Origin of the sequence: Chryseobacterium lathyri, assembly GCF_003290185.1 — a bacterium.
Taxonomy (GTDB): domain Bacteria; phylum Bacteroidota; class Bacteroidia; order Flavobacteriales; family Weeksellaceae; genus Chryseobacterium; species Chryseobacterium lathyri.
Window position 1 is genome coordinate 1 of the sequence record NZ_QNFY01000024.1, and the last position, 15795, is coordinate 15795.

The 15795-nt window shown below is 38.5% G+C and carries 12 protein-coding genes and 1 pseudogene; 5 read left to right on the plus strand and 8 right to left on the minus strand.

Translation table 11 applies throughout. The features are described 5' to 3' along the window. A pseudogene (locus tag DRF61_RS23040) lies at positions 1-568 on the plus strand (prolyl-tRNA synthetase); the annotation flags it as partial. A gap of 29 nt (positions 569-597) precedes the next feature. Next, on the plus strand, positions 598-2001 hold the full coding sequence (locus DRF61_RS21555) for an OmpP1/FadL family transporter (protein WP_111960923.1): 1404 nt from the start codon (positions 598-600) through the stop codon (positions 1999-2001). A 78-nt stretch (positions 2002-2079) separates the two neighbouring features. Here DRF61_RS21555 and DRF61_RS21560 read toward each other — a convergent pair whose 3' ends face one another. Continuing rightward, positions 2080-2805, minus strand: a complete 726-nt coding sequence (locus DRF61_RS21560; protein ID WP_111960944.1) for a ZIP family metal transporter — start codon at positions 2803-2805, stop codon at positions 2080-2082. Continuing rightward, a complete protein-coding gene (locus tag DRF61_RS21565; RefSeq protein ID WP_111960924.1) occupies positions 2805-3533 on the minus strand; it encodes a class I SAM-dependent DNA methyltransferase in 729 nt (242 codons plus the stop codon). Before DRF61_RS21565 ends, DRF61_RS21560 begins: the two co-directional genes overlap by 1 nt. Positions 3534-3668: 135 nt before the next feature. Between DRF61_RS21565 and DRF61_RS21570 the strand changes: the two genes are divergently transcribed. After that, on the plus strand, positions 3669-4832 hold the full coding sequence (locus tag DRF61_RS21570; protein ID WP_111960925.1) for a THUMP domain-containing class I SAM-dependent RNA methyltransferase: 1164 nt from the start codon (positions 3669-3671) through the stop codon (positions 4830-4832). Between the two features lie 586 nt (positions 4833-5418). Here DRF61_RS21570 and DRF61_RS21580 read toward each other — a convergent pair. Further along, positions 5419-6225: a helix-turn-helix domain-containing protein gene (locus DRF61_RS21580; protein WP_111960927.1), complete on the minus strand. Its 807-nt coding sequence runs from the start codon at positions 6223-6225 to the stop codon at positions 5419-5421. Between the two features lie 39 nt (positions 6226-6264). Further along, positions 6265-7278, minus strand: a complete 1014-nt coding sequence (locus tag DRF61_RS21585; protein WP_111960928.1) for an SDR family NAD(P)-dependent oxidoreductase — start codon at positions 7276-7278, stop codon at positions 6265-6267. 194 nt (positions 7279-7472) lie between these two features. Between DRF61_RS21585 and DRF61_RS21590 the strand changes: the two genes are divergently transcribed. Continuing rightward, positions 7473-8477: a glycosyltransferase family 2 protein gene (locus DRF61_RS21590; RefSeq protein ID WP_111960929.1), complete on the plus strand. Its 1005-nt coding sequence runs from the start codon at positions 7473-7475 to the stop codon at positions 8475-8477. A 52-nt stretch (positions 8478-8529) separates the two neighbouring features. Here DRF61_RS21590 and DRF61_RS21595 read toward each other — a convergent pair whose 3' ends face one another. Beyond that, the gene (locus DRF61_RS21595) at positions 8530-9756 is read right to left on the minus strand and encodes an aminotransferase class I/II-fold pyridoxal phosphate-dependent enzyme (protein ID WP_111960930.1); all 1227 of its coding nucleotides are present in this window, start codon (positions 9754-9756) and stop codon (positions 8530-8532) included. A gap of 159 nt (positions 9757-9915) precedes the next feature. On the opposite strand from DRF61_RS21595, the gene DRF61_RS21600 reads away from it, so the two are divergent. Further along, a complete protein-coding gene (locus DRF61_RS21600) occupies positions 9916-10374 on the plus strand; it encodes an Lrp/AsnC family transcriptional regulator (protein WP_111960931.1) in 459 nt (152 codons plus the stop codon). A 1-nt stretch (position 10375) separates the two neighbouring features. Here the strand turns inward: DRF61_RS21600 and DRF61_RS21605 are convergent, their stop codons facing one another. The 3 genes from DRF61_RS21605 to DRF61_RS21615 all read right to left on the minus strand — a co-directional run bounded on the left by DRF61_RS21605 (position 10376) and on the right by DRF61_RS21615 (position 15792). Then, positions 10376-11401 (minus strand): bestrophin family protein, encoded by a 1026-nt coding sequence (locus tag DRF61_RS21605; protein WP_111960932.1) that lies wholly within the window; start codon positions 11399-11401, stop codon positions 10376-10378. Between the two features lie 127 nt (positions 11402-11528). Beyond that, on the minus strand, positions 11529-13601 hold the full coding sequence (locus DRF61_RS21610; protein ID WP_111960933.1) for an alpha-ketoacid dehydrogenase subunit alpha/beta: 2073 nt from the start codon (positions 13599-13601) through the stop codon (positions 11529-11531). Positions 13602-13677: 76 nt separating this feature from the next. After that, positions 13678-15792: a S8 family peptidase gene (locus tag DRF61_RS21615; protein ID WP_111960934.1), complete on the minus strand. Its 2115-nt coding sequence runs from the start codon at positions 15790-15792 to the stop codon at positions 13678-13680. Positions 15793-15795: the final 3 nt, after the last annotated feature.

The window sequence follows — 15795 nt, forward strand, 5'->3', positions numbered from 1 at the left end:
GGGCTGGGGAAGTCCTTACTGGGGATATGGATATTCTCCTTATTGGGGTGGATATTATGACCCGTTCTGGGGCGGCGGTTACGGTTATCCATATTGGGGCTGGAATGGCGGCTACTGGGGTAATGGCTACAGACCGGTTTACAGAAGAAGCGGCGGTGGTGGATTCAGCAATCCTGGTTTAACGAATGCTGTGTACAGAACCAATACCTCTGGCTTCCGAAACAGTGGAAACGGTTTCCGCAATACATCGACTAATAACGGTTTCAGAAACGGCAGTACGAACGGCGGTTTCAGAAACAATGGTTCATATAACAACGGAGGATTCAGACAAGGGAATGGCGGATATAGAACACAGCCACAGTCAGGAGGATTCCGTAATTCAAATTCTCAACCAAGACCTAATTATAACTCTCAGCCAAACTACAATAACGGAGGTTTCAGATCCAATGACAACGGAGGTTTCAGGTCAAGCGGAGGCTCTTCAGGTGGAGGCTTTAGAGGTGGTTCTTCAGGCGGCGGCGGTATGAGATCCGGCGGTGGAGGCGGCGGCTTCAGAGGCGGAAGATAATTTCAAACTTAATAACTATTAAAAAAATAATGTTAAAAAAATCTTTAGTATTAATGAGTGTTTCTGCTGCATTTTATGCGCAGGCACAGGATGTTTCTATATTGAGAAATACTGTAGATGTTTATTCCAGCACTCCCATGGTGGGTTCATCAAAATTCAATGCAATGGCAGGAGCTAACGGAGCATTAGGAGGTGACGCGAACTCACTGCTTACCAATCCTGCCGGTTTGGGGGTAGCTATTTCCGGGGAAGTTTCCGGAACGGTATCTATTGCAGGAAATAAAAATAAAAGCAGCTGGGGAGGAACTTCCATTGATTACAGCAAAACTAATACGGATCTTGGAAATATAGGAGGGGTAATTGCTTTTCCTTTGATGAGCGAATCTGGATGGAAGTTTATCAATATCGGAATCAATTATTCCAACCAGTCATTGGATAATTATGTAGAATCTCCCGGAAGCAATAATGTGATCAAGGATTTTACTGATAAAAGTGCATCTTTTGCAGGTCATGCCTACAACAGATACGGAAACCTTTCAAAAACAAGTTTTGGGGTGGGTGCCAATTATAATCATAATTTATATGTTGGAGCAGGATTCAATTTTTTCAACACATCTATTGATCAGTATGATACAGCAGCCTTCCAGTCATTGGATAATGGTTCCATGGAATATTTTGACAGACAAAACACTCCTATGTCTGAAAGATCTTCAGGATTTTCTGCCTCATTAGGGGTAATCGGAAAGCTTAGTCCTAATTTCAGAATTGGTGGTGCTATAGAAACTCCGACCTTCTGGCGCATAGACAGAAGTTATAATTTCTATAATGATCCGGATTACGGTGATGGCAGCGGAGCCGAATCAAGGGATCTTACAACACCGCTTAAAGCGACAGTGAGTGCTGCATTTGTTGCAAGCAAGAACTTTTCATTAAATGTAGATTATACTCTAGGATTAACAAGACCTAAATATAAAGTGGTTACAGGTGCTGAAAGCGAGCTGAACAGTTTCTTCAAAGACAATTATAAAAACCTTTCAGAGGTAAGAATAGGTGCAGAATACAGGATACAACAGTTCAGATTGAGAGGCGGTTATTCTTACACATCCAATCCTTTTGATGCTTTAACAGTAAGCCAGATAAATCCGGATGCTTCCACATCAGATCAGTCATACAGCGATATGATGCTTAATAACAGAAACCTTGCCTCATTCGGTTTGGGGTATGATTTCAAATCATTCTATATAGATGCATCTTATCAGTATATAACTTCTACATACAGCAATCCTTTCTTAAGAGGTATTGAAACAGGAAATCCTTCTACTGATACAGCGTATTATTCTGATACAAGAATTATGTCATCAGACTATTTTGCTGTTTCAGAAGTGAAAAATAACAGGAATAACTTCTTTATTACATTAGGCTGGAAGTTCTAATTCCAGATTGTGTAATGAGTGATTAAATTGAAGGCTCCGGATTTAATTCGGGGCTTTTTTGTGCTTAATAAAAAATGATTAGTGAGAATGTCCGGCAGCCGGATGATGGTGGAAAAGATGCATGATGAGTGCTAATGAAACTCCAATAATGACCAAACCTATTTTCATCCAGTCGATATTGTGATTCTTATTGCTCTCAAAAATAATCACAGATGATATGTGAAGGAAAATACCTCCTACAATAGCCAGAAAATAAGGCTGTAGATCGGGATTGAAATAATTCCCAAGCAGCATTCCCATCGGTGAGGCAAGGGCAAATAATGCAACAATCAGAATGGAAGGATAGGGTGACGTTTTGGACTCATTTTTTCTGTTGAATAAAAAGGCTCCAAGAATAAAGGAAATAGGAAGATTGTGAAACAGAATTCCCAGAAGGTAAGGCGAAAGCTGATGCTCTTCATTAGCCAAAGGAATTCCTTCTATAAAAGCATGTATAAATAGTCCTACCATCAAAGCTACAGGAAGAATGTTATGTTCATTATGATGGTGAAAATGGCCGTGTTCGAAACCCTTTGTCAAAGCTTCCAGGATCATCTGAAGCAATACGCCTGCGATCACAAAAATTCCGAGACTGCTTCCTGCTTCAGAAGTATATACCTGTGGGAAAACTTCATTCAGGCAGATGGTGATCAGGAATCCGGCACTCAGGACCAGCAGGTTTTTAGCCAGCTTTTCTTTTTTTCCGAAATGCTTGCCCAGAAATACCCCTGTAATAACGCTTAATATCAGTAAAACAACTGTTATCATGCTTTTTTCTTAAATAAATTGATGCAGCGTGGTGAAACTTCACGATCAAATTCATTCAGCTGGTAATCGCCCCAGATCTTTACTCTTTCAAAACCGCAGTCTGTTGCGTAGGAATTGATGGTTTCCAAAGTGTGAAGCTTTACTTTTTCAAAGAAATGAAAAGATTTTCCGTCCACTTCAAAACGGATGTCTTTGACGATGTGTCGTCCTTCAATCTTTTTCAGGATTTTAAAATCAATATTGCCACGGGTAATGGTAGATTCAGGAATTAAGTTTTTTCTTACGTATTCTTCATTCAGATAATCCAGAACAAAATACCCACCCGGCTTTAAAATACCATAAACTGACTGGAAAACTTTTTTGTCATCGCTTTCATTATCAAAATATCCGAAGCTGGTAAATAAATTAAATACGGCATCCATAGGATCGGCATCAATCGGGTTCCGCATGTCGTGGACATTGAAAAGAAGTGTCTGGGTTTCAAACTGCTTGTCGAATTCAATACTTTGTCTGGAAAGGTCAAGACCCAATACATCATAGCCCAGTTTATTCAAAAAAACAGAGTGTCTTCCTTTTCCGCAAGCCAGATCAATAATCTTGGATGAAGGGGGTAACTGAAGGTCTTCAGTAAGCTTTGTAATGAAATTTTCGGCTTCCGTATAGTCCCTGTTGCTATAAAGAAGATGATAATAAGGTGTATCAAACCAAGATTCAAACCATTCCATAATGCAAAAATAACTAAATTTGTGCGGTTAAAAGCAAAGTATTTAAATAATGAAAGATCAAAAGTTTCAATTAACAGTAAAATTGAACCTGTAATCTTTTCATTTTTAAATCATTAAATCTTTTAATAAATATTTATGGACACAGAAAATCTAAAGATTCAGATAAAGACCTTCTTCGGTCTGGAGCAGATCCTTGCAGAAGAAATTAAGAAATTAGGCGGAAAAAACGTTGAAATTAAAAACCGTGCAGTCAATTGTGAAGGCGACCTCGGTTTTCTTTATAAAATTAACTACTCGGCAAGAACAGCATTAAAAATTTTAATTCCTGTTTTTGAATTTAAAGCATTTAATCAGCATCAGTTTTACAATAAGCTTTCTGCGATTGCATGGGAAGAATATATGGATGTAGATCAGTCTTTCGCAATTGACTCTACTGTAAATTCGGAGACATTCAAGCATTCGCAGTTCGTGACTTTGAAAATGAAGGATGCTATTGTAGATTATTTTCAGGAAAAATTCAAAAGACGTCCTGATGTAGAAACGAAAAGCCCGGATATCAAGTTTCATCTGCATATTGACAGGGAATTGGTGACAATTTCTTTAGATTCTTCAGGAGATCCTTTATTTAAAAGAGGCTATAGAAAAGAGCAGGGTGAAGCACCTATCAATGAAGTGCTGGCTAGCGGAATGCTGCAGCTGGCGGGCTGGGATGGAAAAGGAAACTTTCTGGACCCGATGTGCGGTTCAGGAACCCTTCTTGTTGAAGCGGCAATGATTGCAATGGATCTTCCTGCTCAGATTTTCAGAAGGAGATTTGCGTTCCAGAACTGGGCCAATTATGACGCGGATCTTTTTGCAAAGATTAAAGAAGTTAGGGTAAACAGAGTAAAGGAGTTTACCGGAAAGATTGTTGGCTATGATATTGATAACAGAATGCTGAATGCGGCCAGAACGAATATCGAAGCAGCAGAAATGGAAGATGTGATTGAAGTGAAAAAACAGGACTTCTTTGAGTCCAAAAAAGAGCTTTTCCCATTGCTGATGGTTTTCAATCCGCCTTATGATGAGAGAATTGCTATTAACGATGATGATTTCTACAAAAAAATAGGAGATACATTCAAAACAAGCTATCCGAATACTTTGGCCTGGCTGATCTCATCCGATCTGGAAGCCGTGAAGAAGATCGGACTCCGTCCTTCAAGGAAGATCAAACTTTTCAACGGAAAGCTGGAAACCAGATTCCTTCAGTATGAAATGTATGAGGGCACGAAGAAACTTCATAAAATTGAAAAAGAATAATAAGATTTTAAATATAAACCTTCCGGTCACGGAAGGTTTTTTGTGCTGTATTGAAAAAAGGAATAGTTTTGCTCAAACTAAAATGAAACATGTGGAATTTTTTTGATGGATTGGGAGATATATTGAACGGACTGGATTTACTCCTCAATAGTTCATCATCTTTAAGAATGAATTGTAATAAAAAGGCTGAAAAAAAGAAGAAAACAAAATATTTTACTGAGAAAGTAAGTGCAAGTTTTATAGTTGCTGCTGTGGTTTTACTTTTTTTTGTCTTTAAGGATCCGCTTCCGGAGGAAAATTACTTACAAACTTTAATTATAATTTCTTTGATAGGAATTGCTATTTCAGGGGTGCCGTTTTTTCTTCTGTATGTTCTGGAGCTGTATTATTTTAAAAGTCTTTTTAAGCTCTTGCTTTTTAGTGGTTCTGTGATCCTGTTTTTTATTTCGTTGGTATCATTCATTTATTTTAAATCAGGTTTATTTTTATAGTTTGAATTTACTATAGAAACTCGCTGATTTGGCAGATTATGCAGATCTTTTTGTCTTCTTAAGCAAGCTCCCATACCTACAGATTGATAAACTAACTATATCAAAACAGAAGGTACATGCCCATACTGCTTTTTAAAAGCATAAGAAAAATGAGAAAGATCTTCAAAACCGACTTCCAAAAATACATCCGAAGGTCTTTTATGTTTTTCTTTTAAATGATAATAAGCCAGTTCAAGACGTTTTCGGGTAAGCCACCGCTGAGGCGTAGTTTGAAAAAGCTTCCTGAAATCCCTGTTGAAAGTGGAAAGGCTTCTTCCCGTCAGATAGCCAAATTTTTCCAAAGGCATATTGAACATATAATTCTTTTCCATAAATCCAGCCAGATCAATTTTCCCCGGTTCTTCAAAGTCGTTAAGGACAGTATCTATATCTTTATCAATTTCCCTTAAAATACTGATAGCTTCAGTAATTTTCAATGAGGCAATATTTTCCGGAAAAGTTCCTTCCATTTCAAAATATGGAATCAGGGAGGCCAGACAGCTTTTCAGCAACGGATGATTTTGAAAACTATGAATTTTAGACTCCCGGCTAAAAGTCTTATGCTTCACTTCAACGGAAGCATAAAACTGTTTCAGCCTTTCTGTGGTGAGATGCATCACCACAGCTTTATGAGGAAGCCCATCTTTAGGATAATTGATGATCGTGGCCAGATGATTTCTAGGAATCAGGAAAATATCCCCGGCTTTGAATACATAGGTTTTATCCGCCTGGATAATCTTTGTTTCCCCCGATATAAACCAGACCAGCATATGGAATTCAAAAACCGTTTCTGTTTTGAAAAGCCTGTCGTCATAGGTAGAAAGTTTGATGTCCGGAGTGATATACTGTATGTTGAAATCCATGATCTGTAGTTTATAGTTACAAATGTATTTAAAAATGGATTATTCCGTATCGAATTTGAAGCCAAGCATTTTCTCACTTAATGTCCATAATCTTTCCGCGTTGTCTCTATCAATTGAGTAGGGCTGGACGCCGCGGATCGTTGCAGGTTCATCATATCTGTGCTCTATCTGTCCAAAATCAATTTCAGCGATATCACAATTTTCACAATAAACGCCTCCGATATTTTGAAGCATAGGGCTTGTTGCACACCAAACGGTTGTAGCAGCACCTTGCGGAACCGTTTTTAGTTTCGCTTCAACTTCAGGTTTTATTTTTCCGTTTTTATCATGGGTTCCCATCTGAATATAAAGGTCGATGGGCTCTTCTCTTCCAAGATCCGTCCCATAAACAGAGCCAGGATGCAATGAATAGGATCTGATATTGAACTTTTTTCCTCTTTCATCTAATGCCGTGGCCAATAAATTACAGGCTGTCTTCGACTGTCCGTATCCCAACAGGGTCTGGTATTCTCTTTTCTCAAAGTTCGGGTCTTCAAAGTCAAACGGAGCCATCTGGTGACCATAAGATGAAACATTCAGTACCCGCGCGCTGTCTGCTTTTTTAAGTGCTGGCCAAAGCCTTGCTGTCAAATGAAATGATCCAAGATAATTGGTTGCCAGCTGTGACTCGATACCCCTGCTGTCTCTTCGGAGAGGGACCCACATAATTCCGGCATTGTTGATCAGGAGATCAAGTTTTCTCCCAGATGCCAGAAATCTTTGGCCAAAGTTATCGATAGACGCAGGGTCCATCAGGTCCATTTTTTCAAGTTCAATATTTTCAATACCTGCAAGATTCTTTCCTGCTTTTTCAATATCTCTTGCAGGAATAATTACTTTGGCACCCGCAGATGCAAGAACTTTAGTCGTTTCGAGGCCTATTCCTGCATAGCCGCCTGTGATGATTACTGTTTTGCCGGTAAGATCTATTTCTCTGATGATTTCCTGAGCCGTAGATTCTGCATTAAATCCTGACTGGACAGGATGCTGTAGTGGATTGATGTTGTGTGTCATTTTTTAGGTTTAAATTTCTACAACAAAGGTACAAGCTGTTAATTCTTAAGATTTTGTTTAAAATGTCAAATTATTGTGTTGAGAGTTTCAAAGCAAGACTTTTACATGCCTATTTAAAAGTTAATTTCTTTGAATAAGCTGTTAAACTGTTTGTAGATTCCTCTGCGAATAAGTAATTTTGAAAAATTTTCAATTTGAGACCTACCATTTCCATTGTTGTTGCTATTTTCAACCGAAAGGATGAACTTTTTGAACTGCTGAATTCTTTAACTTTTCAGACGGATAAAGAGTTTGAGGTAGTTATTGTAGACGACGGTTCTCTTATTGATCTTAAGCCTACTATTCATAATTTTGAGGGTATATTAGATATCAAATATTTCAGAAAGGACAATTCAGGTCCCGGACTTACCAGAAATTATGGTGCAAAAAGAGCTCAGAATGAATGGCTGCTTTTTGTAGACAGCGATGTGATTGTAGAAAAAGACTATATCGAAAATATTAAAAAAGATATAGAAACCATTCCGTGTGATGCTTTCGGTGGGGCGGATAAAGCCCATAAAGGTTTTAACCTGATGCAGAAAGCCATTTCCTATTCTATGACCTCAGTTTTTACAACAGGAGGAATCAGGGGAAGTAAAAAAGCGGTATCCAGATTTCAGCCAAGAAGCTTTAATATGGGGGTGAATAAAGAGGTTTTTGAAAAAGTAGGTGGGTTTTCCGAAATGAGGATCGGCGAAGATCCGGATCTGTCCATGACACTTTGGGAAAACGGTTTCACGACTGCTTTTTTTGATGACATTGCAGTATATCATAAGCGGAGAGTGGATTTGGGTAAATTCTCGAAACAGGTATATCAGTTCGGATGTGCAAGGCCTATTCTTAACCAGAGACATCCTAATTATGTAAAGATATCTTTTGCATTTCCAACACTTTTCATGTTGGGATATATTTTAGGTTTTATAGAATATTTTATTCTGGGAAGAGGGATTATTCTAGCATTTTACGGACTGTATACATTCCTTGTATTTTTCCATGCCATGTTTGTAACGAAGAATATAAGTATTGCCGGAATGGCGGTAATTTCCACCTACATTCAGATGTTTTCCTACGGATACGGTTTTCTTAAATCATGGGTGCTCCTGAATATTTTCAGAATGAAGCCGGAAGATGCTTTCCCAAAACATTTCCATAAAAAATAGATAAAAAAAATAAAAGCTGTCAGAAATTCCGACAGCTTTTATAACAATAAAATTAGGATATGTATAGAGTTTCATGGTTGAGAACGCCTGTCTTCAGCATGCATTCCCGCATTTTTTCATAAGTTCTGGCGATATCGTGATCCAATCCGATCGAGAATCTGATCAGCCCGTCCGATATGCCCATTGCTTCACGCTCTTCTTCAGGAATCTCTGATGAAGTTGAACTTCCCGAGCATGAAAATAAAGTTTTGTAGAATCCTAAGCTTACAGCCAGATACCCCAGATTTTCCTGCTGCATCATTTCCATCAGCTCATTGGCTTTGTCGGTGGTGCCAGCATCTACCGTCAGCAATCCTCCGAATCCATATTCCTCGTACATCATACTTTTCATCAGTTCATGATCCTTGTGGGATTTCAACCCCGGATAAGATACTTTAAGCCCGTCTTTTTCAAACCTTTCTGCAAGATACATTGCGTTATGGCTGTGCTGTTTCATTCTGATGTGAAGTGTTCTCAGATTTTTCAGGATACTGGCAGAACGAAAGCTGTCCATAGTAGGTCCCAGCAGCATGCAGGCCCCGTTGTTTACATTTTTCGTATCATTAATAAATTCCTGGCTTCCGCAGTAAACACCGCCTACCGTATCGCTGCTTCCGTTAATGAATTTGGTTAAACTATGAATAACGATATCAGCACCTAATAATGTAGGTGAAACAGAAAGAGGGGAGAAGGTGTTATCTACGATCAGTTTCAGATTGTATTTTTTACAGATTTCTGAAAGTTTTCTAAGGTCTGCCACTTCAAGAAGCGGGTTGCTCACACTTTCGCAGTAAATAACTTTGGTATTAGGGGTTATAGCATTCTCTATAGACTCAAAGTTGCTGATGTCTACAAAAGTGGTATCAATATGAAAAGGAGGCAGAAAGTTTTTAAGAAAAGCATAAGTTCCACCGTAAATCGTTCTACTGGAAATAATGTGGTCACCGCTTTTACATACTTGCATTAATACAGAAGTGATAGCACCCATTCCGGATGCCGTAACGTTGGCGGCCTCGGTATTTTCCATTTTGGCAAGTGCCTGTGCAAGGTAAAGATTCATCGGGGATGAATGCCTGGAATATAAATAACATCCTTCAGCATTTCCCTCAAAGGTATCAAACATGGTTTTTGCGGAAAGGAATGTATAAGTAGAGCTGTCAGAAATGGATGGATTTACTCCTCCGAATTCACCAAAATACTGAAGATCCTGGATCTCATTAGCCGCATTAAAATTTTCCATAAGCTTTTAGATTTTATTTGTAGGCTTAAATATGCTTTGTTTTCAGAATTATTACAAGATATATTTAAATATGTAGAATATAAATCTATAATTTATGTTTTAAATAGAAAATATGTTTATTATATTTGAATTTATTAAACTTTCTCCAAAAAATTATCTATGAATTTTGATGAAACGGATAAAAAACTGCTTCTTTTACTCCAGGAAGACTGCAAACAGACCACCAAAGAGCTGTCTTACAAGCTTAATTTGTCTGTAACGGCTGTTTATGAACGCATAAAAAAGCTTGAAAACCTGGGTGTAATCTCAAAATATGTGGCATTACTGGATCGGCATAAAGTAAGCCGGGATTTTATAGTGTTATGTCATATAAAATTAACCCAGCACAAAAAAGAATTTGTGCTGCAGTTTGAAAGGGAAGTCATGAATCTACAGGAAGTCACAGAATGTTTTCATGTAAGTGGCGATTACGATTATATCCTTAAAATAGGTGTAAAAGACATGGGGGATTATCGTAATTTTATGCTCAGCAAACTAACGACACTTCAGCATATAGCAAGCACTCACAGCTCTTTTATGATCTCTGAAGTGAAAAATACAACGGCTATTGTTCTGTAAATTATACAAGGACCCCGTTTTTTGAAGCGATAGGCTCAGGAAGATCTTCATGTTCTCCTATCATTTGGAGGACATCGATTTCAATGGTCCGGCATATGGAAAGCATTGGGATATCAAACATCATTCCCTCAAATGGGTTTTCGGAGTAGTCGCCAACCAGTTCCATGACAATATAGATCCAGCCAATAATAACACAGAAAGGGACGCTTACCAATATTCCCCAGTTTCCTAATTTTGCAAATTCATTGACAAGCCCCAAGGGAAGAAGCATAATGAAGATCACATTAAAAATAAAAGCAGTACTCGCGAACTGTCTGGGTGAAGGGAATTTTTTAATTCTTTCCGCCTGCCCTTGGTAATCATAAAAAAGGTTGAGAGCATCCTGAAGCTGCATCTGGTTGAAATCTGAAATGTCACCTAAATTTTTCAGATCATTGACTTCTTTGGCTTGTTTTGAGATCAGGTAGGTGGCGAAATTCTTATATTCCGGCTGCAGTTCAAGTTCTTGCTCTGAAAGGTATTTATGTAGGAAAATTGGTGTTCTGCCATAATCGGGAAAGCCTGCTTTAATCAGTCGGTGCCTTCTCACATTAATATCCCCAAAATGTCTTTTTTGAGACATATGTTCCCATTCTGTAGGAACCAGTAATTGCTCACGGAAAGTGTATAACCATGCAATGTGACGGTAGGCAATTTTCTTTTTCATGGTTTCAGTCTCACTGTTGCCTTCCCCTGTGGTATTAAAAGCATACAGCATGGAAACAAAAGAACGGCTGGAATTGACGATTCCACCCCATATTTTCCGGGCTTCCCATAATCTGTCGTAGGCCTGATTGTTTTTAAAGCCCACATAAAAAGCTTCGGCAGTACCAATCAGGGCTACAGGCACCCATGGAATGATCATCCACTTCCACTTAAAGAAATAGAAAAGGGCTGCCACTAAGGTACACCAAGCCGTAAGCCATATAAGATGGCCGCCTGCGAGGTTTAGAACTTGTCTGTAATTGAAATATTTTGTGGTGATCATAATGCTGTGTGAAATTTGGTGTGCATACAAACAAAAGAAATACCAAAGTGAGCTATTCTAATGCTTATTAAATGTAATAAAAAAAACCTCTAAAAAATTAGAGGTTTTATATATTTAATACTGCTGATTAATATTTCAGCATTTCTTCGATTTTTTTGCTAAGCTTTTCTGCATTTGGAAGCATTTCTTTTTCCAGAAGCAGGTTGATTGGAACAGCTGGCACATCAAGAGATCCCATGGTTTCTACAGGAGCATCCAGATACTTGAAGCAGTTTTTCGAGATTCGGTGTGCAAATGCTTCGGCAAATGAGTTGTTCAGCTGTTCTTCTGTCAGAACAATACATTTCCCGTGTGCTTTTACTCTTTCAAAAACAAGCTCTTCATCCAGAGGGATTATTGTTCTCAGGTCGATGACTTCAACTCTTCCGTTAAAATTCTTCACCGCTTCTTTTGCCCAGTAAACCCCCATTCCATAGGTTACGACCAATAAAGTTCTGCCTTTTTCAGTTTCATTCTGGTCTGCTTCAATGATTATTTTACCTTTTCCGAAAGGAAGGATATAGTCTTCTGCAGGCTCAATGGTTTTAGCGTCTTCAGTTCCCGGAACTTTACTCCAGTATAAGCCTTTGTGCTCCAGCATGATCACAGGGTTGGGATCATAATAAGCTGCTTTTAATAAACCTTTGAAATCGGCTGCGTTGCTTGGATAAGCAATTTTAATTCCTTTAATATTGGCTAAGATACTTTCAACGCTTCCGCTGTGGTAAGGACCGCCACCGCCATATGCACCGATTGGTACACGGATGATATTACTTACAGGAAACTTTCCCTGACTTAAATAACTTGATTTTGAAATCTCAGTGATCAGCTGATTGATGCCCGGATAAATATAATCTGCAAACTGAACTTCTACAATAGGCTTTAATCCTACCGCACTCATTCCTGCCGTTGATCCAATGATGTATGCCTCCTGAATAGCTGTATTAAATACTCTTTTGCTTCCGAATTTTTTTCCTAAAGTAACCGTTTCTCTGAAAACGCCTCCAATTCTTTCTCCTACATCCTGTCCGTAAAGAAGGGCTTCGGGATGTTTCCACATCAACTCCTGAACAGCATGGATGGCAGCATCTACCATAACAATTTTCTCACCACCTTCAGGCTCACGTGTGCCTGTTTCCTCGATAATTGGAGTGGGAGCAAAAACGTGCTGCATTACTGTTTCCGGCTTTGGATCTTCTGCGTTTTTAGCTTTTTCAAAAGCTTCTTCAGCTTCCAGACGGGCTTTTTTAGTGATCTGCTTTAAAAGATCTTCATCAACTCCTGATTCAAGAAGCTGCTTTCTAAGGATTTCACCCGGGTCTTTAGCTCTGTGTTTGGTTAGATCTTCCTCGTCTCTGTAAAATTCTCTTCGTACTCCGGAAGTATGGTGACCGATAAGAACTGTTTTAGCGCAAACTACTAAAGGTTTTCTTTCAGTTCTTACAAAATCTACAGCCTTCTTCATAGCTTCGAAGCTTTCCACAAAATCTGTTCCGTCTACACGCATTCTGCTAAGGCCTGTGAAACCGGCTACGAAATCATAGGCATCACATGTTCTTGCTTCTTCCTTAGTTACGGAGATTCCCCATTCATTATCCTGTACAAGGAATATAATGGGAAGCTGGTGAAGGGCAGCAAACTGCAAAGCTTCACTTACTTCACCTTCTGTTACAGAATTATCTCCCAGACTGCACACTACAACCGGATTGTTTTCGAAATTCTGTAAATTAAAATCCTGAATATATTTTATCCCCTGCGCAACACCTGTGGTAGGAATGGTCTGCATCCCTGTAGCTGAGCTCTGGTGAATAATCTTAGGCTTGTTCTCGTCTCTGCTCGATGGATGTGAGTAATATGATCTTCCTCCTGAAAAAGGATCTTCGGCTTTTGCGAGAAGTTGTAGCATCAGTTGGTATGGTTCAAAACCGATTCCTAGAAGAATACTTTCATCACGGTAATAAGGAGATACCCAGTCTTCTTTTTTTAACTGATAAGCTGTTGCCAGTTGAATGGCTTCATGGCCTCTTGATGTACTATGAACATATTTACAGATATTTCTGTTTTCTTCGTAGATATCTGCCATAGCTTTGGCCAGCATCATATGATTGTACGCTTTAAGCAAAATATCCTGAGAAACTTTTTCGTGAAGTGTATTTTCCATAGGAAGCAAATATACACAAAAAAACAAAATACTAACAAGCGTTAGTATTTTGTGTGAAATCTATGTATTTTAAGGATTATTCCTTGATTACTTTTTTAGAAATAACATCTTTGTCTGTTCTTACTTCAATGATGTAAATACCTTTAGTGTATGTAGATAGATCTACAGATTCTTTCTCAGTGTTGATTACTCCATTCTGTAATTTTTTTCCAGAAAGATCATAAATTACGAAAGTTGACTTTTTGGGAGCTTTCAATATGTTTACAATATCTTTTGTAATGGTTGGAGCTATTGCGAGACCGCTTAATGCGTTGGCTTCACCTGTTCCTAAAACAGCTGGTGTCTGGCCTGTAGCTATAATAGAGTAGTTTTGTGGAGCATTGGCGCCAGCATTGTTTTTTAAGGTTCCTTTGTTAGTAATCTCAATTCGGTAAGTTCTACCAGCAACCGGATTATCTATTACCACTTGTTCTACATTATCTACTGTATTATCCGCCTTGGTTGCAGGAGTCATTGGAGAAGTAGCATTCAGCTTCCAAGGATAATAAATCGTATTGTTTGTTGTATCTATAATTCTTAAATCTAAATCATTTACCAATCTTGATGCTCTGTTGTTATACGCATCAGCCCACGTTAGGTTGGCAGGAATAACGTATTCAGGATCAATCCATGAAATTGTAACTTTCAACGGCTCAGTACCAGATGCTACAACATTCTTTGTGTTTGGAGTACCGCTGGTTAATGTTTCGTTATTAAAGATAACAGTATTGTTAGCTTTTCCCACTAATAATTCAGCACCTTTTTTAGCATTGATGTATCCCCACCCAAACCATGGATCTGGACCTACATTCCCCGCTTCAGAAGCTGAATGAATCATTAAGGTTTTTGCACTTGCTGCATTTAATACCTGATTTGAGAAAAGTTCTTTATTTACTTGTGTCCATAGCCCGATAACTCCGGTCACTACTGGTGCAGAATAAGAAGTTCCGCTTCCGTAGCTATATGTTGTACTGCCAACAGTATTTTCTGCTGTGGCGGCAGAGAATACATCAGTACCTGTAGTTGAAATATCCGGTTTAATTCCTCCGTCATCTCTCGGTCCTGCACTACTGTAGTCAGAATGAACAACATCAGAAGCAGTAGTATATTTAAAGTTATTGGTAGAAATTACATCCGTAGCTCCAACAACGATAATGTTTTTGGCTAAAGATCCAGGTCCGATACAATCAGCCCCATTGCTACAGTTTGTTGTAGGAAGTGTATCTGTTGCAGCAAACTGAACTTGGGCACCATTATCATCGGTATAATATTTAGGAAAAGCAGATGTTCCTGGATAATCAGGTCCGTAACCAAAATAATTACCGGAAGATTTTACAATAATATAAGAAGGATTGTTATATACAATCTGATCATAGTTTTGATCTTGACTGAAATAAGTTCCCTGTAAATCCATAGAAGTAGAAGGGCTTTCAAAAACACCTGGCCAAACCCATGCATTTACACCATTTACAGTTTTAACATCCCAACCTTGATTGGTTCCATATGAGTGATTAGACAGATTAGGCTGGGCAGCAAGTATTTTTTGAAATACAGTACTTGGTGTAGTATTGCCAGGTAATGTAGTAGTTGCAAATCTGTAAGAATCCATTGTAGAATTGATAGCAACTCCTCTTGTATTTCCACTAAGGCCACCACCACTTACGTTTATACTTTTACCGCCGATAAAACTCGCTACACCTGTTGCATGTGCACTGTAAATTTCTGTTGTAGCTTCTTTATTGGTAATTCTTCCCGCGAGATTGTCGAAAGCGAGATGAGCTGCATATACTCTGCCTCCATCAAAAATTGTATACTTAATGCCTTCACCATTATAGGCGTTGGTTAATCCTACTACACCGCCTGCTGTATTAAGATTATCAGCATTGGCATTCGCAACCTGTCTGCTATCTTCTTTTTGATAAAAGAAAGGCTTACCATTTGGAGTAAATCCAGCTAAATTACTTCTTAGTTCTTCAATTTCTTTTAAAGTCTCCGAAGATTTGTCTGCTCCGTAATGTTTTGAAACATAAGAGTCAAACTTTGCAGAATTCTCTTTGTTTTGTTTTTCAAACTCTCTTTTTAATCCTTCATTGTTTTGCGCACTTATTAATGTAATTGCCAAAGTGCTGACCAAAAGTAAATGTTTCTTCATAAT

Bases quoted from the DNA above. Each gene is read 5' to 3' on its own strand.
- DRF61_RS21555 (WP_111960923.1), top strand. From the start codon at position 598: ATGTTAAAAAAATCTTTAGTATTAATGAGTGTTTCTGCTGCATTTTAT.
- DRF61_RS21565 (WP_111960924.1), bottom strand. From the start codon at position 3,533: ATGGAATGGTTTGAATCTTGGTTTGATACACCTTATTATCATCTTCTT.
- DRF61_RS21570 (WP_111960925.1), top strand. From the start codon at position 3,669: ATGGACACAGAAAATCTAAAGATTCAGATAAAGACCTTCTTCGGTCTG.
- DRF61_RS21580 (WP_111960927.1), bottom strand. From the start codon at position 6,225: ATGGATTTCAACATACAGTATATCACTCCGGACATCAAACTTTCTACC.
- DRF61_RS21585 (WP_111960928.1), bottom strand. From the start codon at position 7,278: ATGACACACAACATCAATCCACTACAGCATCCTGTCCAGTCAGGATTT.
- DRF61_RS21595 (WP_111960930.1), bottom strand. From the start codon at position 9,756: ATGGAAAATTTTAATGCGGCTAATGAGATCCAGGATCTTCAGTATTTT.
- DRF61_RS21600 (WP_111960931.1), top strand. From the start codon at position 9,916: ATGAATTTTGATGAAACGGATAAAAAACTGCTTCTTTTACTCCAGGAA.
- DRF61_RS21605 (WP_111960932.1), bottom strand. From the start codon at position 11,401: ATGATCACCACAAAATATTTCAATTACAGACAAGTTCTAAACCTCGCA.
- DRF61_RS21610 (WP_111960933.1), bottom strand. From the start codon at position 13,601: ATGGAAAATACACTTCACGAAAAAGTTTCTCAGGATATTTTGCTTAAA.
- DRF61_RS21615 (WP_111960934.1), bottom strand. From the start codon at position 15,792: ATGAAGAAACATTTACTTTTGGTCAGCACTTTGGCAATTACATTAATA.